Source organism: Acinetobacter sp. YH12201 (genome assembly GCF_013418145.1).
Taxonomy (GTDB): domain Bacteria; phylum Pseudomonadota; class Gammaproteobacteria; order Pseudomonadales; family Moraxellaceae; genus Acinetobacter.
Genome location: NZ_VPCP01000015.1, coordinates 24,679 through 47,286, shown reverse-complemented (window position 1 = coordinate 47,286; position 22,608 = coordinate 24,679). Strand labels below are relative to the sequence as shown.

26 protein-coding genes, 1 other RNA gene and 2 pseudogenes are annotated in these 22,608 nt (G+C 42.8%); 24 read left to right on the top strand and 5 right to left on the bottom strand.

The genetic code is table 11. The features are described from left to right. Positions 1–197, top strand: a pseudogene (locus FTU91_RS05110) (IS701 family transposase); the annotation flags it as partial. A gap of 42 nt (positions 198–239) precedes the next feature. Further along, entirely contained in the window at positions 240–371 is a 132-nt protein-coding gene (locus tag FTU91_RS16565) for a hypothetical protein (protein WP_257221657.1), read from the top strand. Between the two features lie 12 nt (positions 372–383). On the opposite strand, the gene FTU91_RS05105 is transcribed toward FTU91_RS16565, so the two are convergent. Together FTU91_RS05105 and FTU91_RS05100 are read right to left on the bottom strand one after the other, a co-directional pair. After that, complete coding sequence (locus tag FTU91_RS05105; RefSeq protein ID WP_180081272.1) at positions 384–1,583, bottom strand: NAD(P)/FAD-dependent oxidoreductase; 1,200 nt, start codon at positions 1,581–1,583, stop codon at positions 384–386. A 54-nt stretch (positions 1,584–1,637) separates the two neighbouring features. Further along, positions 1,638–2,519, bottom strand: a complete 882-nt coding sequence (locus FTU91_RS05100; RefSeq protein WP_180081270.1) for a 1-aminocyclopropane-1-carboxylate deaminase/D-cysteine desulfhydrase — start codon at positions 2,517–2,519, stop codon at positions 1,638–1,640. A 273-nt stretch (positions 2,520–2,792) separates the two neighbouring features. On the opposite strand from FTU91_RS05100, the gene FTU91_RS05095 reads away from it, so the two are divergent. The 5 genes from FTU91_RS05095 to FTU91_RS05080 all read left to right on the top strand — a co-directional run bounded on the left by FTU91_RS05095 (position 2,793) and on the right by FTU91_RS05080 (position 5,861). Further along, positions 2,793–2,984 (top strand): NF038215 family lipoprotein, encoded by a 192-nt coding sequence (locus FTU91_RS05095; RefSeq protein ID WP_180081268.1) that lies wholly within the window; start codon positions 2,793–2,795, stop codon positions 2,982–2,984. Between the two features lie 426 nt (positions 2,985–3,410). Continuing rightward, on the top strand, positions 3,411–4,034 hold the full coding sequence (locus tag FTU91_RS05090) for a LysE family translocator (RefSeq protein WP_180081266.1): 624 nt from the start codon (positions 3,411–3,413) through the stop codon (positions 4,032–4,034). 151 nt (positions 4,035–4,185) lie between these two features. Further along, positions 4,186–4,317 (top strand): hypothetical protein, encoded by a 132-nt coding sequence (locus tag FTU91_RS16560; RefSeq protein WP_257221656.1) that lies wholly within the window; start codon positions 4,186–4,188, stop codon positions 4,315–4,317. 117 nt (positions 4,318–4,434) lie between these two features. Next, a complete protein-coding gene (locus FTU91_RS05085; protein ID WP_180042480.1) occupies positions 4,435–4,881 on the top strand; it encodes an ABZJ_00895 family protein in 447 nt (148 codons plus the stop codon). A 71-nt stretch (positions 4,882–4,952) separates the two neighbouring features. Then, on the top strand, positions 4,953–5,861 hold the full coding sequence (locus FTU91_RS05080) for a TIGR01777 family oxidoreductase (protein ID WP_180042479.1): 909 nt from the start codon (positions 4,953–4,955) through the stop codon (positions 5,859–5,861). Here FTU91_RS05080 and thiO read toward each other — a convergent pair. Next, positions 5,847–6,977: a glycine oxidase ThiO gene (thiO, locus tag FTU91_RS05075; protein WP_180081264.1), complete on the bottom strand. Its 1,131-nt coding sequence runs from the start codon at positions 6,975–6,977 to the stop codon at positions 5,847–5,849. The genes FTU91_RS05080 and thiO overlap by 15 nt on opposite strands. An 18-nt stretch (positions 6,978–6,995) precedes the next feature. Next, positions 6,996–8,009 (bottom strand): porphobilinogen synthase, encoded by a 1,014-nt coding sequence (hemB, locus tag FTU91_RS05070; RefSeq protein WP_166167738.1) that lies wholly within the window; start codon positions 8,007–8,009, stop codon positions 6,996–6,998. A 102-nt stretch (positions 8,010–8,111) separates the two neighbouring features. On the opposite strand from hemB, the gene FTU91_RS05065 reads away from it, so the two are divergent. The 3 genes from FTU91_RS05065 to FTU91_RS05055 all read left to right on the top strand — a co-directional run bounded on the left by FTU91_RS05065 (position 8,112) and on the right by FTU91_RS05055 (position 11,556). After that, positions 8,112–8,612: a thioesterase family protein gene (locus tag FTU91_RS05065; RefSeq protein ID WP_180042464.1), complete on the top strand. Its 501-nt coding sequence runs from the start codon at positions 8,112–8,114 to the stop codon at positions 8,610–8,612. A gap of 256 nt (positions 8,613–8,868) precedes the next feature. Then, on the top strand, positions 8,869–10,020 hold the full coding sequence (locus tag FTU91_RS05060; RefSeq protein WP_180081262.1) for an HlyD family efflux transporter periplasmic adaptor subunit: 1,152 nt from the start codon (positions 8,869–8,871) through the stop codon (positions 10,018–10,020). A 6-nt stretch (positions 10,021–10,026) separates the two neighbouring features. Continuing rightward, a complete protein-coding gene (locus tag FTU91_RS05055; protein WP_180081260.1) occupies positions 10,027–11,556 on the top strand; it encodes a DHA2 family efflux MFS transporter permease subunit in 1,530 nt (509 codons plus the stop codon). Positions 11,557–11,606: 50 nt separating this feature from the next. On the opposite strand, the gene glpK is transcribed toward FTU91_RS05055, so the two are convergent. Then, on the bottom strand, positions 11,607–13,091 hold the full coding sequence (gene glpK / locus FTU91_RS05050; RefSeq protein ID WP_180081258.1) for a glycerol kinase GlpK: 1,485 nt from the start codon (positions 13,089–13,091) through the stop codon (positions 11,607–11,609). 131 nt (positions 13,092–13,222) lie between these two features. Between glpK and ssrA the strand changes: the two genes are divergently transcribed. From ssrA to FTU91_RS04985, 14 genes and pseudogenes are all read left to right on the top strand, one after another. Then, positions 13,223–13,582: a transfer-messenger RNA gene (gene ssrA, locus FTU91_RS05045) on the top strand. A gap of 179 nt (positions 13,583–13,761) precedes the next feature. Further along, on the top strand, positions 13,762–14,991 hold the full coding sequence (locus tag FTU91_RS05040; RefSeq protein WP_180081256.1) for a tyrosine-type recombinase/integrase: 1,230 nt from the start codon (positions 13,762–13,764) through the stop codon (positions 14,989–14,991). 154 nt (positions 14,992–15,145) lie between these two features. Continuing rightward, positions 15,146–15,880 carry a hypothetical protein gene (locus tag FTU91_RS05035; RefSeq protein ID WP_180081247.1) on the top strand — a complete coding sequence of 245 codons (735 nt, stop codon included), beginning with the start codon at positions 15,146–15,148 and terminating at the stop codon, positions 15,878–15,880. Between the two features lie 160 nt (positions 15,881–16,040). Next, positions 16,041–16,256 (top strand): transcriptional regulator, encoded by a 216-nt coding sequence (locus tag FTU91_RS05030; RefSeq protein WP_180081245.1) that lies wholly within the window; start codon positions 16,041–16,043, stop codon positions 16,254–16,256. 4 nt (positions 16,257–16,260) lie between these two features. Then, the gene (locus FTU91_RS05025; protein WP_180081243.1) at positions 16,261–16,479 is read left to right on the top strand and encodes a helix-turn-helix domain-containing protein; all 219 of its coding nucleotides are present in this window, start codon (positions 16,261–16,263) and stop codon (positions 16,477–16,479) included. A gap of 2 nt (positions 16,480–16,481) precedes the next feature. Then, positions 16,482–16,987 (top strand): annotated as a pseudogene (locus FTU91_RS05020) (Bro-N domain-containing protein). Continuing rightward, positions 16,980–17,348: a hypothetical protein gene (locus FTU91_RS05015; protein ID WP_180081241.1), complete on the top strand. Its 369-nt coding sequence runs from the start codon at positions 16,980–16,982 to the stop codon at positions 17,346–17,348. The pseudogene FTU91_RS05020 and the gene FTU91_RS05015 overlap by 8 nt, the downstream one beginning before the upstream one ends. Before the next feature lie 9 nt (positions 17,349–17,357). After that, positions 17,358–17,600, top strand: coding sequence for a hypothetical protein (locus FTU91_RS05010; RefSeq protein ID WP_120367651.1), 243 nt, complete (start codon positions 17,358–17,360; stop codon positions 17,598–17,600). Beyond that, positions 17,597–17,911 (top strand): hypothetical protein, encoded by a 315-nt coding sequence (locus FTU91_RS16555; protein ID WP_257221655.1) that lies wholly within the window; start codon positions 17,597–17,599, stop codon positions 17,909–17,911. Before FTU91_RS05010 ends, FTU91_RS16555 begins: the two co-directional genes overlap by 4 nt. Beyond that, positions 17,904–18,218 carry a hypothetical protein gene (locus FTU91_RS05005; protein WP_180081239.1) on the top strand — a complete coding sequence of 105 codons (315 nt, stop codon included), beginning with the start codon at positions 17,904–17,906 and terminating at the stop codon, positions 18,216–18,218. The genes FTU91_RS16555 and FTU91_RS05005 overlap by 8 nt, the downstream gene beginning before the upstream one ends. Then, on the top strand, positions 18,211–20,637 hold the full coding sequence (locus FTU91_RS05000) for a DUF927 domain-containing protein (RefSeq protein ID WP_180081237.1): 2,427 nt from the start codon (positions 18,211–18,213) through the stop codon (positions 20,635–20,637). Before FTU91_RS05005 ends, FTU91_RS05000 begins: the two co-directional genes overlap by 8 nt. 253 nt (positions 20,638–20,890) lie before the next feature. Then, complete coding sequence (ssb, locus tag FTU91_RS04995) at positions 20,891–21,217, top strand: single-stranded DNA-binding protein (protein WP_180081235.1); 327 nt, start codon at positions 20,891–20,893, stop codon at positions 21,215–21,217. Between the two features lie 179 nt (positions 21,218–21,396). Then, positions 21,397–21,876 carry an ImmA/IrrE family metallo-endopeptidase gene (locus tag FTU91_RS04990; RefSeq protein WP_180081234.1) on the top strand — a complete coding sequence of 160 codons (480 nt, stop codon included), beginning with the start codon at positions 21,397–21,399 and terminating at the stop codon, positions 21,874–21,876. A gap of 57 nt (positions 21,877–21,933) precedes the next feature. Next, the gene (locus FTU91_RS04985) at positions 21,934–22,554 is read left to right on the top strand and encodes a hypothetical protein (RefSeq protein WP_180081232.1); all 621 of its coding nucleotides are present in this window, start codon (positions 21,934–21,936) and stop codon (positions 22,552–22,554) included. Positions 22,555–22,608: the final 54 nt, after the last annotated feature.

Here is a 22,608-nt window from a genome sequence, read left to right as displayed (position 1 = left end):
GACGATCTAAACTGATTTTGAATCATATTTTTGCAGCCTTGATGGCCTACGTCGAGATACAAAAGAACCAGTTTGAGCGGATCTTTGAAAATGTATATCGTTGGCAGAAGAAATTATTTAGACCAATCATCAAAGACTTTATTGATGACTTTATTCTCGATAAAAATCATCTGCTACCACAGAGAATCTATAAATAATAGTGCGTAAGTCCTATGTTATTAGTTAAAGTCATAAATAAATTGGCGACTCAAATAATACTGGGAAATAAACCTGCTGATGTAACTGAAACAATTGCAAAAATGGATCTTGCCATTGCGCGTATACAGCAGAATCAACAGGTTTATTTATTACGCACGGATTATCTGGAATAAGATATCTTCGTGTTAAACGTATTGTGATGCGGCATGGGCAGACGCCCATGCCCATTGAAAATTAAAACCACCTAAATGACCCGAGACATCCAGAACTTCACCGACAAAGTACAAGCCTTTCTGTTTCCTACTTTCCATGGTCTTTGATGATACTTCAGTAGTATCGACACCACCCAAAGTTACTTCCGCAGTCCGGTAGCCTTCAGTTCCAGACGGTTTCACTTCAAAATGCTGCAGATGTTTGGCGATCTGTTCCAGTTTATCGTCGCTCAAATTACCGATCGCTGTATCGGCAAGTTCTGCCCATATGAGATTTTGCAGTTCCAGCACCACATTTTTTGGCAAATGCTCATTCAACAGGGTACGTAGCAGCACTTTAGGCTGGCTGGATTTTTTAGCTTTAAAAAATTCTACCAAGTCCAGGTAAGGCAGAAAATTGATCTTAAAGCTTTGACCGACATTCCAGTAGTTAGAAAGCTGTAAGGAGCTTGGACCACTTAATCCACGATGGGTAAACAGCAAGGCTTCAGTAAAACTGTTTAAATCATTGGATAGGGTAGCATCGACGGCATTACCGCTTAAACGGGTAGTCACTTCTTTAAACTGGTCGGAAAAAGTAAAGGGCACCAAGCCTGCACGGGTCGGATGCACATGATGGCCAAACTGTTTGGCAATCTCATAACCAATACCCGAGCCACCAAGTGTAGGAACAGACAAACCACCCGTTGCCACAACCACAGATTTAGCCTGAAAATAACCTGAAGTAGTCGCAACTTGGAAACCTTGCTCATTCACTGCCGTCACTGCTTTGACTTCACAGCTGGTTTTAATGTCGACCAGACCGGTTTTGTCACATTCAGTCAGCAGCATGGCCAAAATTTCTTTGGCACCGTTTAAGGTAAATAACTGACCATGTTTGCGCTCTTCATATTCAATACCGTGTTCACACACCAGACCTATAAAGTCCCAGTTGGTATAGCGGCTTAAGGCTGAGATTACGAAGTGCGGATTATGTGAAATATAGTTTTCAGGCTCGACATACAGATTGGTAAAATTGCATTTACCGCCACCGGACATCAGAATTTTTTTACCTACCTTGTTGGCTTTTTCCAGCACGACAACTTTACGGCCGCGCTGGGCTGCCATATATGCCAACATCAGACCGGATGCACCTGCACCTAAAACAATGACATCATACTGATTTGTAGACATGAGCAACCCGCGGGAGATAAAAACAGGGCATTATAGACAATTTTGCGCTCAATTTCAGGATAGATCTGCATCTATATGCCGACCTTGCAGACCGCCTGTATGAATTACCAGAATACGGCTGCCTGCCGGAAAATGGTTTTGGGCAATTAAATCCATCAGTCCGTACATCATCTTCACAGTATAAACCTGCTCTAAAGGAATGTGGTGTTCTGCTTCAAAGCACTGCATAAACTGTAATAGCTCAGAACTGGTCTTGGCATAACCACCACAGCAATAGGCATCGGTGATTTTCCAGTTTTTCTTTGTTGTCCATTGCTCGACATCCGACTTTAAAAAATCGCCTTTTAAGGCCGAAAAACCCAGCACAGTTTGATGAGCAGCACTGGCTTCAATTAATCCTGTAATTGTTCCACCTGTTCCAACGGCACAGCAGATCACATCATAATTGTGGCGGTCTCCGGTTGTTAAAATTTCCTTGCAGCCCTGAATGGCAAGAGAATTGGTTCCACCTTCGGGAATGATGTAATGCTCTGGATAGCTCTGTTGTAATTGTGCAAGAAAATCAGAACTGGTTTTTTCACGATATTGTTGGCGGGAGACAAAATGCAGTTGCATACCAGATTGTTGCGCTGTGGCAAGGGTAGGATTGAGCGCTTTATCTTTGAGTTCTTCACCGCGAATAATGCCTACACTGGCAAAGCCAAACAGATGTGCTGCATAAGCGGTGGCAGCAATATGATTGGAGTAGGCACCGCCAAAAGTCAGGACTTTTTTTAAGCGTTGCTGCTCTGCTTCCAGAAAATTGTATTTCAGTTTAAAAAACTTGTTGCCCGAAATTTGAGGATGAATCTGATCCAAACGCTTCACAGTCACTGTAACGGGGGCATTCAGCTGAATGTGCTGATAAGTCACTGACTGAGCAATATGGTCAAACATTTCATTATGGTCCATAAATATGAGACTGTATTGTACGTAAAATAGCAGGATCTATGGCACGCTGATTTTCATCAGGATTATCAAAGTGATATTTTTATATAAGGACTGACCTGACAATAGTTATTGAAGATTTTTGTTCTTGCTCATATTCATAGAAGCCTTATTTGTAAATATATCTTAAATAATTGAATTAAAATGATAAAAATAATGATTGAAAAATACTCATTAGTGTTAATCTAAAAGATATAACAATGATGAAAAAGAGGATATGTGATGAAGACGCTATCCGTGGGTTTATCTGTTTGCGTGCTGCTATTGCTGACAGCATGTGATGAGAAAGATGATTATAATAAGCCAAAAACCGAAGTTCGTAGCATGATTATTGGCGGTGTGCCGGTGCATGATCAAGATTATCGGCTTGCTCCGCTTGGCGCACGTGAAATCCAGCCAATGGCTCAAGAGTAAACTGAGCGGAAACCGATATTTAATCTCGCGCTAAATCAAGCTTGACCTGCCAATTGGCAGGTCTGAATTTATAGGTATCTAAAAAATTATTACTGAAATGATGTGCTGATTTTTTTCTATTTGAGTACTGTCATAAAAATATATGTATGCAGCTAATTTCATTGTAACTGTAACGATCTTTACCATATAAACCTTTATTTTATATTCTTCCATATCTATCGCTACGCAGCAGCCATACTTCTGTTCATTTCATCCATTTTCTAATAAATGAGGGATTTGATGTGCCTCCTTAGGGATTTATTAGGTGATTGATTTAATTCTTGGTGAATGATGCGGTGAAATTCTGAAAAAGAGGTGAAATTCAGGCAGATATTCAGCCTTTTAAATTGTAAAATTGCCGCGGAATTAATTTCAGTAGGTGGACTTGTGGAATCATTTTGGATTTTGGGCTCAATTGCATTTGCTTTAATGTTAGGTGCAATGAGTCCTGGACCGACTTCGATTTATGTCGCTAAAAATTCAATTGCGATTTCACGTCGGCATGGTGTGTTTACCGCTTTAGGTACAGGCACAGGCGCTGCCATTTTTGGCTTGTTGGCCGTACTCGGATTACAGGCCTTTTTATTGGCGGTACCATCTGCCTATCTGGCTTTAAAAATCTGCGGTGGCATATATCTACTCTGGCTGGCTTTTAAAATTATTAAACATGCCAAAGAGCCGATTGCATCTGAGCATAGTTCGCAAGCCCAAATGTCCTTACGCCGTGCATTTACTACAGGCCTGATTACTCAGCTTTCCAATCCGAAAATTGCAATTGTGCTGGCCAGTATTTTTACTGCACTTTTGCCCAAAGAAATTCCGACTTATTATTATTTTGTGTTACCCATTTTATGCTTTTTTATTGATGCAGGGTGGTGCTCACTGGTTGCAGTGGCCTTGTCAGCGGAAAAGCCACGTCGTGTCTATTTGAAATTTAAAGCCGCTTTTGACCGTGCTGCAGGTGGCATTATGACGCTGTTGGGATTGAAGTTAATCTTTGGCATGAAATAAATCACGGCATGGGAAAATCAATTTTGAATGGTTTACTCATTTGTTATTTTATAAAAAGAGTGATTTATGCAAGAAGTGTATAAATCTATTCCCAGACTGAACGTTAAGATTAAAATAGAATGTAGAAAATAAAAGACCGACGATTCGAGTGATGATGAAATCGTCGGTCAAAAAATCTGTTGCAAGTTTTAGCTTGGGCTGCTGTTCCTCACTAAAACTTGAAACCAAGTTTATTGCTTTAGAAAAGTTCACCGAAAATATTGTGGATGCCGGTACAAATTAACGGTTCATGAACTTCATACCTTATATAACGCAGAGCTTTACAGATTGGTTGACAATAAAATGAAAAAAAACTCATTTTTTTTTATACTGATCATCTAAAAGTTGCTTATGCAGGCTCATTGTGTCATTAACCCGATATTTTTTATGGTTTTTTCTCTTCTGTTTTATTTTTACCTGTATCTGTGGTGTATTGGCTGCTTTACTGCCAACCGGCATGGGCGGAATTCTGACCATCGTGCCTTATTTAACAGCCATGATTTTAGTGCTGTATAAGTTTTTAAAACAACAACGACGAGCACCAACCGCTCAAGAACAAAAAAAAATTACTTTGGGATTTAGCCTGATTTTCTGGGGCTATAACCTGGCCTTTTTATTGCTCGGTATTGTCCTTTTTGCCAAGAATGATCCCGAAGTTTGGCAGAATTTTCTTTTATATCTCAAAAATCCGCAATTTATGAGTATGGTACTGATTATGGTCTTGCTCGTTGCCATTCCACTTTATCTTTTGACCTATTGGTTTTATGGTAAACAGGCGCAGCGCATGGCGCAAAAAATGTTTGGCTAAACGACCCTGATATAGGCTTGAGTTTTATACCGTCTTGATCTATAGATAAGAAAAACATGAGTACGTCTAAAATGCAAAAAGCATGTGTCTTGATTACCGGCGGCAGTGGTTTTATCGGCTCGCAACTGTTGCCTTATTTGCTGGCTCGTGATTATGCCGTGGTGGGGCTGACCCGCCAGAAAAATAAACGCTCAAATCATCCCGATCTGACCTGGATTCAGCATTTAGATGAACTAAAAACCGACCGCATTGATTATGTCATCAACCTGGCTGGTGAAAGTATTGGACAGGGACGCTGGACAGCGAAAAGAAAACAACAATTGATGAAGAGCCGGGTAGAAACCACGCAGCAGCTCTATCGATACCTGGAAAAAAGACAGATTTTTCCAAAGCGGATTATTTCCGGTTCTGCAGTCGGATATTACGGGATCGATCCGACTGAACAATGGTTAGAAACATGTACAGAACAGTCTGCACCACAGTCTATTTTTATGTCGGAATTGTGTCAGTTATGGGAACAGGCAGCCTTCAGTTTTACGCAGCAAAGAACCAAGATTATTCGTCTCGGTATTGTGTTTGGGAAAAATGGCGGAATTCTGCCAAGTATGTTATTCCCCATTAAACTGAATCTGGTGGGGCAGATTGGACATGGGCGGCAACCTGTAGTCTGGGTGCATGTGCAAGATGTGCTGCGTGCCATCGAATTTTTAATGCTCAATGAAACTGAAGCACAAATATTTAATCTCGTGTCACCTGAAAAAGTCTCGCAAGCGCAGTTTGTTAAAACAGCGGCACAAGTTTTAAAACGTAAACCTGTGTTCTTTTTACCGGCTTTCGTGTTGCGATGGATGCTGGGTGAGCAGTCACAACTGGTATTAAATGGTCAATATGTCGCGTCCATAGCCCTGCAAGAGGCCGGTTTTGAGTTTAAATATCCGACCTTGAATAGCGCTTTAGAAGAGATATTAGTGAACCATTAACTCTGACTCTGCTTCAGATTTGAGACGCGTAGGGCTATAAGCTGCTGGGTTTACGAGAGGAGTTTGTTCCAGCATCAGCTGTCTGAGCAATTGTGCAGAGGCGGGCCCCATACATAAGCCGTTACGGAAATGTCCAAAGTTGGCCCACAAATTCTCCATCTCGGGTATTTTGCCGACGTAAGGAATACCCGTTGGGGAGCCGGGTCTTAAACCGGCCCACTGTTTTTCGATAGGGAACGCTGCCAGTTCGGGCACCATCTCGAAACAGGCTTCTAAAATTTTCTGCTTGGTTGCTACTGTTGGGGTGGTGTCAAAACCGCAATCCGCCATGCTGGAACCACAGACCACATGACCGTCCAGACGTGGAATTAAATACATCACATCATTCATGCACATGGTCGGCAACCAGTTTGCCGGGGTTTTAAACAGCACCATCTGTCCCTGAACCGGACGAACTGGAATCTCAAGATCCAGTTGTTCAGACCAGCGCTGCGACCATGCGCCGGTGGTGATCACAAACTGATCTGCATCATACGTTTTGCCATTTTTAGCAGCTACGGACTGGACTTGGCCATTGGCGATATTGAACTGCTCAATCGGGCAGTGTTCAATAAATTCGACTTGTGGATGCTGCTTTAAATAGGCCACCATGGATTGCAGTAAGCGCGGGTTTCTGACATTGGCAATCTGGGGGAAATAAATGGCGTGTTGAAATTTGGCGTCAATAAAAGGATTTAGCTGTTCAATCTGTTCCTGTTGTAAATATTCACATTGCTGCATTGGTTCCTGAAACTGCTCGGCATAATTCAGACCGCTTTCAAAATCAGCTTCATCAAAAATCAGCATACCGCTTTCATGAATTTCAAAATCAATGCCTGAAACAGGCTTTAACTTTTTGTTCCAGTCTAAATATAATGACTTGCCATATTGCGCCAGCTGATTTACGGCTTGCGGATAGCGCCACGGATACATCGGGGAGAGAATCCCACCACCCGCCCAGGAGGCAGCTTTTCCTGCCTGCTGCTGATCGAAAATCATCACGGAACATCCCTGTTCCACCAGCTCTAGAGCAGACAGCAGACCGCTAATGCCTGCTCCAATAATGGCAATTTTCATCGCTTAGACCACAAATCCTTATTTCATGTCTTTCAGTTTAAGAGCCGCTTCTTCGGCAAAGTAGGTCCAGATGCCATCAGCACCGGCACGGCGGCAACTCATCAGTGATTCAATAATCACGCTGTCGGACAGCCAGCCATTTTGAATGGCACCGGCCAGCATGGCGTATTCACCGCTGACCTGATAAACGAAAGTCGGCACGCCAAAGGTATCTTTCACTTCACGGACGATATCCAGATAAGGCATACCCGGTTTAACAATCACCATGTCTGCACCTTCCTGAATATCCAGGGCAATTTCATGCAGGGCTTCGGCACGGTTACCGATGTCCATCTGGTAATTGTACTTGTTGCCACCTTTCAGGTTTGTCGATGAGCCGACTGCATCACGGAAAGGACCGTAAAAACTGGAGGCATATTTGGCGGAATAAGCCATGATATTGGTATAGATATGACCATTGGCTTCCAGTGCATTACGAATAGCACCAATCCGGCCATCCATCATGTCACTCGGCGCAACCACATCTGCACCGGCTTCAGCATGACTTAAGGCTTGTTTAATCAGACATTCTACCGTTTCATCATTTAGCACATAGCCTGTGTCATCAATGATGCCGTCCTGACCATGCGTAGTATACGGGTCTAAAGCGCCATCCGTGATCAGCACCATTTCTGGCAATTCTTTTTTTAGCAGGCGAACGGTATTTTGGACCAGACCATCTTCACGCCATGCAGCTTCGGCGGACAGACTTTTGTCTTCTTGTGGAGTAACAGGGAAGAGCGCTAATTTAGAAACGCCCAATTCCAGTAGACGTTCGGATTTTTTTAACAGTAGATCGGCAGACAGACGCTGTACATTCGGCATACTTGGAATGTCTTGGGTTTGGTTCTGCCCCGGAAGGACGAATACTGGGTAAATGAGATGATCGGTCGTCAGCTGGGTTTCACGTACCATGGCACGTAATTGGTCATTTTTACGGATGCGGCGCATGCGGGTAGCGGGAAATGCTGGACGATTGAACGTATAGGTCATAACAATCTCAATGATCAGTATTAAACTTTGGCTATTGTAGCCCTAGAATATGTTTTTGGGTGATGTTTAACAGATTTTTATTCAATCAGGAAATTCGAGCGAATGGTAAACGAAACAGAAAAAAGTTGGACCGGTCATATACATTTCGGCTCGAAAGTTGATATTGATGTATTGCTGAACCAGTTATGCAAGGCTTTTAATAAATCTCCTTTCTTTCAGCACAATGGCATGAACATGCGGGTAGTGGATGGGCAGATTGAAGCCCATATCGACATGCAGCCGTATATGATTGGCAATGTGGCATTTCAGATTTTGCATGGCGGTGTTGCGGCGACCATTTTAGACAGTATTGGCGGGATTGTGGCCATGGGGGAGCTGTATAAGAAAGCCACTCCTGATGATTTGCCCGAGACCATTAAGAAGGTATCCCGTTTGGCAACAGTTGATATGCGGGTCGATTATCTTGCACCGGGTCGCGGCAATTCTTTTACTGCACGTGCCGAGACTTTGCGTTTAGGTCGGAAAGGTTGCACCATGCGCATGACCTTAGTCAATGATGAAGACAAAGCGATTGCAACCGCCATCGCTTCTTATGCTTATTAAACTTGTTTGAAGCCAGCTAAGCAGAAGTCAGGTCAATATGTGGCATTGGATGAAAATCCGGTGCTGAATTTGTTTTGGAAACTGGTGAGTTACATTTTTATTCTCAAAATATGATTTTTTACTCTTAAAATGCATCAAAAATTTTTACAAGAATAACGTCCCATCAAAATGAGCTTGCTACGATCTAGATGCCTCTTGTTAAGGTAGCAGATCAGGGCTGCTTGCTGATGGGGGCTGTTGGATTTAGGAAACATGCATGACAGATGTTCAAATTACGCCGCCAGATGCTCAACAGTCTGAACAGGTAACTGACCAGCAACTCAAAGCAAAACGAAAAAAGGCTTTGGGATTTGTGGCACTGATTTTAATCCTTGCTGTGATTTTATATGCCATCTGGACATTATTTTTCAATCATTCTGTCGATACCGATAATGCCTATGTAGGTGCAGAAACGGCCTCAATCACTTCTATGGTCACCGGACAAGTCGAACAGGTATTGGTCAGTGATACTCAAACGGTCAAAAAAGGTGATCTGTTGGTACGTGTTGATCAGCGCGATGCAGAAATTGCGCTGGCTGCAGCCAAAGCAGAACTGATCAAGGCACAGCGTCAATATAAACAGACGCAAGCCAATAGCAGCTCACTGAATTCACAAATTTTTGTCAGTGATGATGCCATTCATAGTGCTGAAGCCAAAGTGGCCGAGGCCAAAGCTAAAATGGATAAGGCACAAGATGACTTAAGCCGTCGTGAAAAACTCAGTGCCTCTGGCGCCATTTCTAAAGAAGAACTCAGTACGGCACAAAGCGCACTGAATACCGCCAAAGCGGTTTATGAATCGGCACAAGCCGGTTTGGCACAAGCTAAATCCAGCCAAAAAGCGGCACAAAGCAACCTAGCGGCCAATGAAGCACTGATTCGCGGCGCCAATGAAAATAGCACGCCTGATGTTTTGGTGGCACAGGCCAAATTAAAGCAGGCTGTGTTAGATCTGGAGCGTACTGAAATCAAGGCTCCTTTTGATGGGGTGGTGACACGCCGTAATATTCAGGTTGGTCAGCGTGTGGCACCGGGTACTGTCTTGATGATGGTGGTGCCGACCTCACAACTGTATGTCGATGCCAATTTTAAAGAAAGTCAGCTGGAAAAAGTCCGTCCCGGTCAAAAAGCGGTCTTAACCTCTGACCTGTATGGAGATTCAGTCGAGTATCACGGCACAGTACAAGGCTTCTCTGGCGGAACCGGTTCCGCCTTTGCATTGATTCCGGCACAAAATGCGACAGGTAACTGGATTAAGGTAGTTCAGCGCTTGCCGGTTCGCATCAAGCTTGATCCCAAAGAACTGGCTGAACATCCGTTACGGGTGGGGCTGTCTATGGAGGCGAAGATCGATTTGTCTTCGAAGTAGTCATTTATGAATAACTACGCTCCTATACCGAACCTGACTGGCGGCCGCCTGCTTCTGGCGGCATTTGTACTGGCCTTTGCCAATTTTATGGTCGTGCTGGACATGACCATTGCCAATGTCTCGGTTCCGCATATTACCGGCAGTCTTGCTGTTTCTGCATCGCAAGGGACTTGGGTGATTACCTCCTATGCCGTTGCCGAAGCTATTTGTGTGCCTTTAACCGGCTGGTTGGCGGGACGCTTTGGCACAGTCCGGATCTTTGTCATCAGCCTGTTCGGCTTTACCCTGTTTTCGGTGCTTTGTGGTTTATCCACCAGTCTGGAAATGCTGGTATTTTGCCGAATTGGACAAGGCCTGTTTGGCGGGCCGATTATGCCGCTTAGTCAAACCCTGCTGATGCGTATTTTCCCACCGGAGAAACAGTCGCAGGCGATGGGCATGTGGGCCATGACCACGGTTGTGGGACCTATTTTAGGACCAATTCTGGGGGGTACCATTAGTGATAACTGGTCCTGGCACTGGATTTTCTTTATCAATATCCCCGTCGGGATTGGTTGTGCACTCGCCGCCATGCGTTTGCTGAAATCTGCTGAAACAGCAACCAATACACTCAAAATTGATATGGGCGGATTATTGCTGCTAATTTTATGGATTGGGGCATTGCAGCTGATGCTGGATTTAGGCCATGAGTATGACTGGTTTAATCATCCCTTTATTGTTATTTTGGCCATGATTGCCTTGATCGGGCTCATCGTTTTTACCATTTGGGAACTCACTGAACGCCACCCGGTGGTGAATATCCAGATCTTTAAATATCGTGGATTTACCATTTCCGTTTTGGCTTTAGCCTTTGGTTTTGGGGCCTTTTTTGGCAGTATTGTCATGATTCCACAATGGTTACAGGTGAATCTTGGCTATACTGCCACTTGGGCAGGTTATTTGACTGCCACCATGGGTTTTGGCAGTTTGCTGATGTCGCCCATTGTGGCCAAACTGGCGACCAAATATGATCAGCGGGCTTTGGCCAGTTTTGGTTTATGTCTGCTGGGCGGGGTGACCCTGATGCGGGCCTTCTGGACTACTGAAGCCGACTTTATGGCCTTGGCATTGCCGCAAATCTTGCAAGGTTTTGCCGTACCGTTTTTCTTTATTCCACTCTCCAATATGGCTCTGGCTTCAGTATTGCCGCAAGAAATGGCTTCTGCTGCCGGTTTGATGAACTTCCTCAGAACCATGGCCGGGGCAATTGGAGCGTCGATTGCCGTTACCATTTGGGATGATCATGGCAAAGTGGCACGTAGCGAGATGGCAGGAAGCCTGCATATGGATGAAGTGCAAAATATCCTGACCCAAAGAGGAATGAGTCCAGAAAGCAGTTTGGGCTATATCTCGAGTCTGGTCGATAAAGAAGCGTCTACCTTATCTGCTAACCATGTGTTTTTAATTCTGGCGCTGGTGTTTATTTTTGCCGCACTGATTATCTGGCTATGTCCAAAACCCAAAAACGGTGTCACCGGTGGTGGACATGCACATTAATAAAAAACCGCTTTTCGAAGCGGTTTTTTATTATCTTGGATATGAAGATATTAAATATCTGATTTAGCCCGCTTTAATGCAGTTTGCCATTTGTTTAGATGAAATTGGCGCTGGTCTTGATTCATATTGGGTTCAAAAGCCCACTCCAGTTGCCATGATGCAGAAATATCTGACATGCTGGAAAATACGCCAGCTTTTAATCCGGCCATGGCTGCTGCACCCCAAGCGGTAGATTCCAGCATTTTAGGACGCAATACCGGCACATTTAACATATCTGCCTGAAACTGCATCAGCATGTCATTGCTACTTGCACCGCCATCGACGCGCAGTTCTTTTAAGGGATGGGTAATATCGGATTGCATGGCCATCAGGACATCGGAGACCTGAAAGGCTATCGATTCCAAAGCTGCACGGGCAATATGGGCTTTATTGGTCCCACGGGACATGCCGCAGAGCAGGGCTCGGGCATCACTGTCCCAATGCGGAGCACCGAGTCCGGTAAAAGCCGGCACCAAAACTACGCCGTCGGTATCTTTTACCTGACAAGCCAGCTGTTCGACTTCACGACTGTTTTGAATAATTCCTAAACCATCACGTAACCATTGCACAATGGCACCCGCCATAAATACACTGCCTTCCAGTGCATAAGTGGTTTTTTCATGACATTGCCAAGCTAAGGTGCTCAAGAGCTTGTTGTGGCTAAATTGCACCTGATGCCCCGTATTGAACAGCATGAAGCAACCCGTGCCATAGGTATTTTTTGCACTACCCACTTCAAAGCAGGACTGGCCAAACAGGGCCGATTGCTGATCGCCCAAAATTCCCATAATTGGGATATTTGCGCCCAATAAACCTGTAGCCGTGTCTGCCATATAGCTATCCGAAGCAATAATTTGCGGCAGAACTGAACGCGGGATATTAAACAGCTGTAGCAATTCTTCATCCCAGGCCTGAGTTTGCAGATTCATCAGCATAGTACGGGAGGCATTGCTGGCTTCAATGACATGTTCTGCACCTTGGGTTAAATTCCACATCAGCCAGCTATCGACTGTTCCAAAAGCCACATGTCCCTGTTGTGCTAGATCACGCAGACCTTCGATATTTTCCAGCAACCAGACCAGTTTTCCGGCACTGAAATAAGGGTCAATCAATAAACCGGTTTTCTGCTGGATTTTATTCTGTAAATTTTTTTGCAGGAGCTGATTACACCATTCAGTTGCACGGCGGTCTTGCCAGACAATTGCAGGGGCAAGCGGTTTGCCCGTGCGCTTATCCCAAACCACGGTGGTTTCACGCTGATTGGTCAGTCCAATGGCTTTGATATCTTTTGCCAGAATACGGGCCGAGGCGAGGGCCTGCTGCACAACTGCAATTTGTGTGGTCCAGATTTCCTGTGCATCCTGTTCTACCCAGCCTGAATGTGGGGTAGAGATATGTATTTCACGCTGAGCTGTTGCTTGAACTTTTCCCTGTTCATTAAAGATGATCGCACGGCTAGAGGTGGTTCCCTGATCGAGTGCAAGTAAATAGCTCATAATTTTTTCTTTTATAGGACTTGAAAAATAAAATATTAACGCAATTATTAAATTAATCGCATCTGTTTGTGTAAATGTTTAAAAAACGCACTGCGGGTTTGAACATTTATGTTATGATTGCGGTCTACTTTGGGGGTGTTTCTGGCTTCGACGCTGGTGATGAAACTCATAGATGCATGTCGAGAGCGCATTTTCTCTCGTAAATCAAATTTGCATTTTAATAGTCGCAAACGACGAATCATACGCTCTAGCTGCCTAAGGGCAGCTTGTCCGCCTCTCCGAATACTTGTGGTTAGAGAGTCCGACTGAAGCGCACGCACACAAGTCCGTATAAAGCCAAGCCTCGGGGCTTTGTACTAAACTTAGAGGATCGCGATTTGTACCCTGTTCGTCGGGTCACAAAGAGTTAAAACAATAGACGATATCTAAGCATGTAGTATTCTCGAGCGTAGTGCTGGCGGACGCGGGTTCAACTCCCGCCACCTCCACCAAATACCTAACAAAACATGGCAAAATATGCCAAGTTTTAAAACGAAAAGGCTTGATTCTAAAGGGATTGAGCCTTTTTTCTTGCCTAAACATAACTAAATATAACTAGCTACAGTGTACATACGCCGTGTACACTGTCTTGTACATTGCAAGATTTATTGAATCCGTTGGTGTACAAGCTATGAAAAGAACAGAAATTAAACGTAGACCTTTATCAGATACCGTACTGGCTAACCTTGAGCCTGAATCAAAAGAATATCGGGAGCTGGACGGCGATGGCTTATATTTTCGTGTAAAGCCTGATGGTAAAAAAGCATGGTTATTCAGATATAAAAAAGCTGATGGTAAATGGTCGTGGCTAGGCATTGGCACTTACCCCGAATTATCGGGTAAAGGTGCAAGGAAAAAAGCATCTGAGATAGTTCAAGACATTTCACACGGCGATAATCCAATCATTACCAAACAAGAACGCAAGCGCAAAGAGCTTGAGCAGAATAACGCTACCTTTGAAGTGTTGGCACGTGAATGGCTGGACACAAAAGCGAATACTTGGGTACAGGACACCATGACCCGAAATAAGAGTGCATTAGAAAAACACATATTCCCAATTTTCGGCAAACGCTTGTACACCACAATCAAACCGATTGAATGGATGAATCATTTAAAAGGGATTCAACAAAAGCAGGGCATCTATGAACAAGTAAATCGAGTTCGTGCCATGTGTCGCGATATATACGATTTTGCAAAGGTGACAGGCCGTATTGATTACAACCCAGTTGAAGGCATCCAAAAATACCTACAGCAAGGTATTAAGCAAAATATGTCCCATGTGAGTGAACAGGAACTACCAGCACTACTTAGAGCAATCAATAATTATCCAACCATGGACGTTCGGATGGGATTGCAGCTTTTAGCTATGTTGTTCTGCCGACCTACCGAGCTAAGAGAAGCCAGGTGGCAGGAGTTCGACCTAGATCAAGGGGTGTGGAATATACCAGCCGAGCGTATGAAGAAACGCCGTGAGCATATCGTTCCTTTATCTACTCAAGCATTAGCAATATTAAAAGAGTTGCAGACCTACCAAACCAATTCAGATTATTTATTTCCGAGCAGATCGGACAAGAGCAAGCCAAAGTCAGACACGGTTTTCATTATGGCCTTGCGCCGTATGGGGTATGAGGGCAGACAGACACCGCATGGATTTAGGCATATTGCCAGCACCTTACTAAACAATCGTGGTTTTGATGAACGTCATATTGAGGCAGCACTGGCACACGTAAAGGACGGTGTAGCAGGGGTGTATAACAAGGCCCAGTACCTACAGGACAGGGCCAATATGATGCAATGGTACGCGAACCATTTAGAAGAAATTGCAGATCAGAGCATCATCCAGTTTAAAAAGGCTAAGTGACAAAGTATGTCGCGCTACTAGCCAATAAATGCACAAATATAGGTAAATATAGATTATATTCAGTTTGCTAAGTCTAGCCTGACGGGGCGAAAGTCGGACACCCAATCCGATTGACTTAGCAGCTTTTTGGGGATGCTTGGGAGGCGAAATAAGAATGGCTACAATCCGAGAATTATATCAAAAGGCTGGCAGCCCAAACCTTACGCATTGGAAAGATATAAAAATACTATCTATAGCAGAGGCAAGCCTTTTAACGTGTGCTATTAATCCATTTGATTATGAGTTTGGCTATAACAACAATATAGTTTTTCAACTAAAACATAAGAAGCCTATCAATTGGATGGATTGCTTAATGATGATGAGGGCATTAGTTGAGGCGGTTGCTACTCAAGAATTGAAATCACCCTTAATAGTTTTAGAGCGTGAAAATGATTACGGTAATTATATCGAATCTATCGAACAATCAAGAGTTGGGATAGATGACATCGACACCATGTCTTACCCTAAAACAAAAATACACAGAGAAGAGTTAAAAGCATGGCTGAAAAAGAATGACTACCTTGAACTAACACAGCAAGCAGAGATTCAAGTCAATCAGGTTCAACCATATCATCAAGAAACGACAAATCAGAATGATGTAATTTTATTGCCTGAACCTACATATACAACGCCAGCACTCGAAGCTGTAAAGGCGGTTGTAAATCATTGGTGGAAAGATTTTGACCCTGATAGCAAACAACCGCAACCAATACCCCAACAAAAGCATGTGAAAGCATGGATTCAAGAACATCATCCTGATATGGATAGCGACTATATTCAAACTGCAATCGATAAAATCTGCCGTCACCCCATTGCTAAAAATGGAGGAAATAGAAAAACCAACCCCTAAATAGAACCAAAGGTATTACCCTAATAAAACAATAAAAATCATAGTCTTATTTTAGGGTAATGGCAGTTTTTATATATTGCCATTACCCCTTTGATGCTTCCTGACCCCAATATTTATTTGTTTTTATGCCCTAACAATATTTAGCCATGTAGGTGCATAAATGACCATTAATCCAATCCGTGTTCAATTCAAAACAGCTTGCCAAATTCTTGATGTAAGCCGTGAATCATTACGCCATATCGTGCGTACTGATGCAGCATTTCCGCGACCAATCAAAACAGGGGATAGCAAACAGGCCCCAGTATATTTTGACTATTCCGAGCTTGTAGAGTGGCACAACAAGCAAAAGCAAAGCCTTGCAGCAATGGAGGCTTAATAGAATGGAAAGCACTTATAACACCCAATTAAAGCAAGTTTTAGACCACCTCAAACAAGGCAGAAGCATTACCCAGGTTGATGCAATCCGCCTTTTTAAGTGTTACCGCCTGAGTGCAATCATCAAGCGTTTACGCAATTCAGGTTATGACATTGTGACCTATAACGAGCGTAATAGTTCGGGTACTGGTACTCATGCACGTTATGAACTCAAAGGGGTTTAACCATGAAACCATCTATTTTCAATTTTAATGAACACGGCGTAAGGGTTGCCCTTGATGCAAGCGGACAGCCTTTGTTTTGTCTTGCTGACGTATGCAATGCGTTAGGAATGCAAAGAGCAAACCCAAGCCGATTTAATTTAAATCCAAAGGGTACACATAGTTTGTGTACCCCACTATAAGCGGAAATCAGTTTATTACCTTTATCAGTGAAGAAAACCTTTACCGCATTGTATTCAGATCAACCAAACCCGAAGCGTTGAACTTCCAAAATTGGGTATTTGCTGAGGTATTGCCGACCATACGCAAGACTGGGAGCTATTCAGCAAGACAGACCGCTTATGAAGAATTAAACCGCTTATGTATGCAGGCAAAGACCCAAAAAGCGAAAGGCTCATTTCATGGCACTGGATTGGTGAACCATCGTTATTCAATGCGTGATTTAAATCTAAGAATCACTACATGCAAAAATAATTTACAGCTAACTTTTGAGGGTATACACAATGACTGAGCATGTAGCCCCTGAATTTTTCAAAGCCTTTGACCACTACAAAGCAATGCTGGCCCAGTACGGAGAACACCACCCCATCACTGAGCAGGCACTCATTTTAACGATGCACTACACGCCTGAGCATATCAAAGCGGAAATGCACCAAAAGGCTAAGGAATTAAACCTACTGCCACCGCCAAGCGGTTACACGGATGACGGCGAACCTATGTACAGCCTAGAGGACATTGCAAAGCATTTCGGCATTAGCTTTGAAGAAGCAGAACAGCATTTATTACAAATGATGGATAACCGCCAGCAAGTCGGATTATCAAATGACGGCGTTTTGATTAATTCAGATATCCATATTAACCGTGTGCAGTGAGGTGAAAGCATGAAAGACATTGTACTGGCTTCATATCGCACTAACACCGAGGCAGATATTGAGGCGGATTTAATCGTAAACAATGAGGCTTGTAGTTTTATCGAACTAATCACCGTAGGCGGTGGAGTTCAAGCCATTGATGACGGTATGAAGCAACTTATGCAAAACCCTCAAGCTACTGGCGTTGTGGTGCTGCATGGGGAGAGCTTACAGCAGCTTATTGATGCTTACTTGAGAGGGGCAGAAGCATGAAAAACAAATTATTCGATATTGCTAACATGCCCAAGTATGGTTATATTAATCGGGCTTTGAGCAAAATCTCAAAGTTAGCTTTGGTCGGCTATGAATATCTAGCGCATACAGTCCGCTTAATGGACTTTTTTTGTATGTGTATTTTCTCTATGCGTTCGCATGTTATGGCGGAGCTGGAGGGGGACACTTTCGAGTGTGCCAGTTACCTAGATTACTGGTCGACCAACCCCTTTCAGCTTTGCCACCATAATTACTTGGTCGTAATTGGCAGAGCTTCTAAATCAAATCTAGGAGCGCATTCTCATGCCTAATCAAATCAATTCTACAAATACACCTAAAAAATACGATGCAGGCGACATGCATGACCTAGCTTCATTATCCGAATCAGATATGAATTGGATGTGTACAGCAATCAGCCATATCAGAAAAGAAGTAATGAAGTTAAACAAGCTGGCAGAGAGTGGAAAAGAAGTCAGTCAGTATCATTTTTCTGAGTTGGTCACTCATTTAGATATGTATGAATATTTAGCAGAAGACCGCCACCGCAACCATGCTAAAGAGGCAGAAGCATATAAGACTGAATGGGAGAAAATGAAAGGGGGTAGCCACAATGCTTGATTATGACCACCCCAAAGAACTAATAGCACCCGATGCCATTTTAAACGAATGTGTGCAGCTTGTATCGTTTAATGATGCTTATTCATCACATCCATTAATACAGCGTTTTGGCAGTCCTGAGCAGCCGATCTATGTTGATGATGGCAGTGAAGCCAAACCCTTGATTATGCCTATCTACAATGGGCAGCTTGAGCATATTCAAAGTGCAGTCTTGATAGATGGCGAGATGGTAGACCTCACAATTGATGGGGAAAATACAGATAGAGGACTGGCTAAAGGTTTTGCAAGGTATGGCGATTTTGACCATGCCAAGCCTGTCATTATCACTTACAGCCTAGAGGCATTCTTTAAAGTTGCACAGACTGGCTACGCCGTTGTATTGGTTATATTGCCGAACCTATGCAGTAAACACCTAACAGCATTAAAGCCGTTTGATTTTGAACAAATACAGTTCGTTATTAACCAGCTATCACAGGCAGGCTATAAGCAGCTTTATTTACCTGTCACACCTGAGCAAATGCACCTTGAGCCATTCAAAGCATTGGAACAAAACACGGCTGTAAGATTGCTTAACCAGTATTTAAAAATTGGTGTGAGTGAGTTCTTCTATCAGTTCAATAAAGAGGATTGCACAGCCGAAATACTGGCGTTTCTTGATGAGGCTATAGAGGCTTTACCCGAAAAGACCAGTTTACCTAAAGGGCATTTAGCCAAGCCGTTTAAATATGGTGACGGTGTATTTCATCTCCTTGAAAATGGCTTGTATTACATTGAACAAACCAAAGAGGATGAATTGAGGCGTTATATATCAAGTCCTATTAATGTGCTGGCACAAACAAGGGACACGACTAATAACGCATGGGGTCGCTTGTTAGAATGGTATGACGCTGATGGAGTTAAACATACTCAAGCCTTATCTATGGAGCTATTCCAGTCGGACGGTGTAGAGCTACGCAAAGCCTTAGCTTATCAAGGGGTAATTATTGCACCTGATGGAAGGGCGAGAAATTTACTGCAAAGCTATTTAATGAGTTACCCGACTGATGCTAGGGCGTTATGTGTTGACCGCGTGGGGTGGCATGACAATATATTCGTATTGCCCAACAAGCAGATCGGACAGCATGAAAATGGTGATTCAATTGTTTATCAAACTGCACAAGGGGTCGATAGTAATTATCAAAGCAACGGCACTTTGGAACAGTGGCAAAATAACATTTCTATCCCTATTGCCACCCATAGCAAATTAGTAGTCGCACTGAGTTCCGCTTTTGCTGGTCAATTACTTGCCCCATTGGAGCAGCAGAATGGTGCAGGCGTTCACTTCAAAGGGCAATCCTCAAAAGGTAAAACAACGGCCTTGTATGTTGGGTGCAGCGTATGGGGAAAACCTAGCAAATATCATAAAACATGGAAATCCACAGGCAATGCTTTAGAACATACAGCTTATATGCACAATGACGGTTTTTTAGCATTGGACGAGATAGGGGAAGTTACTAACCCTAAAGAGCTGGGCAATATCGTTTATATGCTGGCAAATGGTAAAGGCAAAGGACGCATGACAAAGCAGATAACCGCTAAACCGTCTTATGATTGGAAAGTTATTTTTCTATCTACTGGTGAAAAAAGTTTAAAAGAAATCATGCAGGAAAGCGGACAAAAGACCAAGCTGGGTCAGGAAATCCGCCTGATTGATATTGATATAAGTCATTCCGAACATGGGCTATTTGATCAGGTTGACTTTGCCGAAAGTGCTGCGAAGCAATCTAGGCTGTTAGTGGAGCGTTCTAATCAATCCTACGGCGTTGCTGGTATGGAGTGGCTTAAATACCTAACCAGTGACAAGGAAAGCACCACAAATCAAGCCAAGCAACTATTGGAGCAATACAACCTTGAGTTGGTAGCAAGTCACAGTCAAGGCCATATTGTACGAGTGGCAAATGCCTTTGCCTTAATTGCAGCAGCAGGGGAGATTGCCACTCAAGCAGGGATTACAGGATGGAAATCAGGTACGGCATTTAATGCAGTGAAGGCCGTTTTTAATGAATGGGTGAATGACTTTGAGTATGTTGGAGATTATGAAAATCGAGAATATATCTTGCAGGTTAAAGCCTTTTTTGAGGCGAATGAATCCAGCCGTTTTGAATCAATCACCCCAGACCCCGAATATATCGAAAAGATTATTAATCGAGTTGGGTACTGGAAGATAGAAAATGGCGAAAAATTATTTCTTGTTCTACCTGAGCAATTCAAAAATGAAGTGTGCAAAAGTCTTGATAGCCGAAAAGTTGCAAAGGCTTTACTTATTCAAGAACTGCTAGAACATGATACAGGGAAGAATACAAAGACAGTTCGCCTACCCAGTCGAAGCAAATCGATTCGAGTTTATGCAGTTAAAGAGGCTATTTTTAGCTGGGAATAGTAAAAACACAGGGCAACAAAGGCAACAAGGGCAACAACCTTATAAATAAAGGCTTTGAGCATGTTGCCCATAGAGAAACGCAAAAGGCAACAAAGGCAACAAATTAAGATTTACCTCAAATGTTGCCCATGTTGCCCAAGTGGAAAAAAAGAGGCAACAGCCTGAAACGCTTTGATAGCAAGCATGTTGCCCATGTTGCCCATGTTGCCCCTACAAAATGGACATTCTGAGAAAATTAGAGAGATTTAAACCAATGCCAAACGTAAACAAGGCCACAGTGATGGGTGTATTAGGTCGTAACCCTGAGACTAAGACTTTCCCCAACGGCGGAAGCATTACCGCATTCAGTGTGGCCACTACTGAACAATGGAAAGATAAGACTACTGGCGAGCGTAAACAGCTCACAGAATGGCATAGAATCACCGCTAGCAATAAGCTGGGAGAGATTGCCCAGAAGTACCTCAAAAAAGGTGGCAAGGTGTATGTGGAGGGCAGCTTGCGAACAAGGAAATGGAAAGACCAAAGTGGCAATGAAAAGGAAGTGACAGAGATTAAAGCCGATGTACTGCAATTGCTTTGATGCTTGTATGCCCCTTTAATGGGGCATTTATCGATATATGGATATTTTTTTATTGCACAATATCACTATATATTGCATTTTATAGGTGTTACATAATCTTTATTGCCATTGAAGTCTTAGAATTATTACTTAAAATACTTTCACTTTATTCGTAAGCAAACTGATTGGAGTAAAACACTATGTCTTACGCTGATACAGTCTTAAAGAACCATTGGAACGGACATCTTCCAGTTGATTTAGATGATATTCTTTCGAAACTTGATATTGAAGTTAGAGCTTTGGATTCATCTGAGTCGGATGATATTCATGGAATGGCATGTTTAGAAGATGGCAAAAAAATCGTCTACGTTAGTTTAAAAGATAGTGTGGTTAGACGTAGATTTACTGCTGCACATGAAATCGGCCATCATGTCTTAGGTCATGTAACCCCAGATAAACATCAACTCCGTGATGGCAAGCATATATTCACTGGTAATGCTCAGTCTTATTTGGAAAGTCAGGCTAATACTTTTGCTGCCCAATTGTTAATGCCTAAATTTGCATTAGAGCATGCTATTACGGAAGAAAATATTAGAACGATCGAGGGTCTTTCTGATAAATTTAATGTTTCTCAGATAGCTATGCGTATTCGATTACAAGGTTTAGGTTTTCTACGTTAATTTCTTTTTTATTTTTTAAGCCCTTTTTTTAAAGGGCTTTTTATTTTTGAGATAATTATGCCAGAACAAGTTTCAGCAAATCACCAAGAGCAAAGCCCTCTCTCTCCAGAGAGGAACTCAACTCCGAATGCAGATGAACAGGACATGCTTTCATCATCTGAAAACATAGTATCGAATACTTACATTGACCTCGAAGCTGCAGAGAGAAAACAGTTACGATGGTTTAAAAACATCATATTTGGAGTGGGGGTAATATTTAGCTGTGCATTTCTTTCAGTTGGGCTATACAAATCTTGGTATTTTGTTAATGCTCAATTTAAATTAGCTGAAGATGCGATTAACATACAGAAAGAACAAATAAAATTAGACGAAAAAAAGTTAACGTTAATAGAGAAAAAAATAATTAAACCAAATGAAGTCAAAAAATTACAACTACAGCAAGATATCCAAGAAAAACCTTTGAATAATAGGGTGTTGTCTACAGGAATTATCCTCACCTTAATTACAATTATTTTTGCAGTTGCCTTAACAATCATGCTGAATTTGATTAAACATTCTTTTAATCCCCCTAATAGAGATGAGAACTCCCCATCTAATTCGTCCTCAGTTGTCACTCCAGCTAGCGATTTAATTGCAGGACTCCTTACATGGATAAAAGAGAAATTTCCAACAAAGTAAGAAGAGCCTCCTTAACCGGGGGCTTTTTTGTGCGTAAACAAACGGGATTTTATT

Excerpts from the sequence above, each read along its gene's own strand:
- FTU91_RS05105 (WP_180081272.1), bottom strand. The coding sequence starts at position 1,583 with ATGTCTACAAATCAGTATGATGTCATTGTTTTAGGTGCAGGTGCATCC.
- FTU91_RS05100 (WP_180081270.1), bottom strand. The coding sequence starts at position 2,519 with ATGTTTGACCATATTGCTCAGTCAGTGACTTATCAGCACATTCAGCTG.
- FTU91_RS05095 (WP_180081268.1), top strand. The coding sequence starts at position 2,793 with ATGAAGACGCTATCCGTGGGTTTATCTGTTTGCGTGCTGCTATTGCTG.
- FTU91_RS16560 (WP_257221656.1), top strand. The coding sequence starts at position 4,186 with ATGATGAAATCGTCGGTCAAAAAATCTGTTGCAAGTTTTAGCTTGGGC.
- FTU91_RS05080 (WP_180042479.1), top strand. The coding sequence starts at position 4,953 with ATGCAAAAAGCATGTGTCTTGATTACCGGCGGCAGTGGTTTTATCGGC.
- thiO (WP_180081264.1), bottom strand. The coding sequence starts at position 6,977 with ATGAAAATTGCCATTATTGGAGCAGGCATTAGCGGTCTGCTGTCTGCT.
- hemB (WP_166167738.1), bottom strand. The coding sequence starts at position 8,009 with ATGACCTATACGTTCAATCGTCCAGCATTTCCCGCTACCCGCATGCGC.
- FTU91_RS05065 (WP_180042464.1), top strand. The coding sequence starts at position 8,112 with ATGGTAAACGAAACAGAAAAAAGTTGGACCGGTCATATACATTTCGGC.
- FTU91_RS05060 (WP_180081262.1), top strand. The coding sequence starts at position 8,869 with ATGACAGATGTTCAAATTACGCCGCCAGATGCTCAACAGTCTGAACAG.
- FTU91_RS05055 (WP_180081260.1), top strand. The coding sequence starts at position 10,027 with ATGAATAACTACGCTCCTATACCGAACCTGACTGGCGGCCGCCTGCTT.
- glpK (WP_180081258.1), bottom strand. The coding sequence starts at position 13,091 with ATGAGCTATTTACTTGCACTCGATCAGGGAACCACCTCTAGCCGTGCG.
- FTU91_RS05040 (WP_180081256.1), top strand. The coding sequence starts at position 13,762 with ATGAAAAGAACAGAAATTAAACGTAGACCTTTATCAGATACCGTACTG.
- FTU91_RS05035 (WP_180081247.1), top strand. The coding sequence starts at position 15,146 with ATGGCTACAATCCGAGAATTATATCAAAAGGCTGGCAGCCCAAACCTT.
- FTU91_RS05030 (WP_180081245.1), top strand. The coding sequence starts at position 16,041 with ATGACCATTAATCCAATCCGTGTTCAATTCAAAACAGCTTGCCAAATT.
- FTU91_RS05025 (WP_180081243.1), top strand. The coding sequence starts at position 16,261 with ATGGAAAGCACTTATAACACCCAATTAAAGCAAGTTTTAGACCACCTC.
- FTU91_RS05015 (WP_180081241.1), top strand. The coding sequence starts at position 16,980 with ATGACTGAGCATGTAGCCCCTGAATTTTTCAAAGCCTTTGACCACTAC.
- FTU91_RS05010 (WP_120367651.1), top strand. The coding sequence starts at position 17,358 with ATGAAAGACATTGTACTGGCTTCATATCGCACTAACACCGAGGCAGAT.
- FTU91_RS16555 (WP_257221655.1), top strand. The coding sequence starts at position 17,597 with ATGAAAAACAAATTATTCGATATTGCTAACATGCCCAAGTATGGTTAT.
- FTU91_RS05005 (WP_180081239.1), top strand. The coding sequence starts at position 17,904 with ATGCCTAATCAAATCAATTCTACAAATACACCTAAAAAATACGATGCA.
- FTU91_RS05000 (WP_180081237.1), top strand. The coding sequence starts at position 18,211 with ATGCTTGATTATGACCACCCCAAAGAACTAATAGCACCCGATGCCATT.
- ssb (WP_180081235.1), top strand. The coding sequence starts at position 20,891 with ATGCCAAACGTAAACAAGGCCACAGTGATGGGTGTATTAGGTCGTAAC.
- FTU91_RS04990 (WP_180081234.1), top strand. The coding sequence starts at position 21,397 with ATGTCTTACGCTGATACAGTCTTAAAGAACCATTGGAACGGACATCTT.
- FTU91_RS04985 (WP_180081232.1), top strand. The coding sequence starts at position 21,934 with ATGCCAGAACAAGTTTCAGCAAATCACCAAGAGCAAAGCCCTCTCTCT.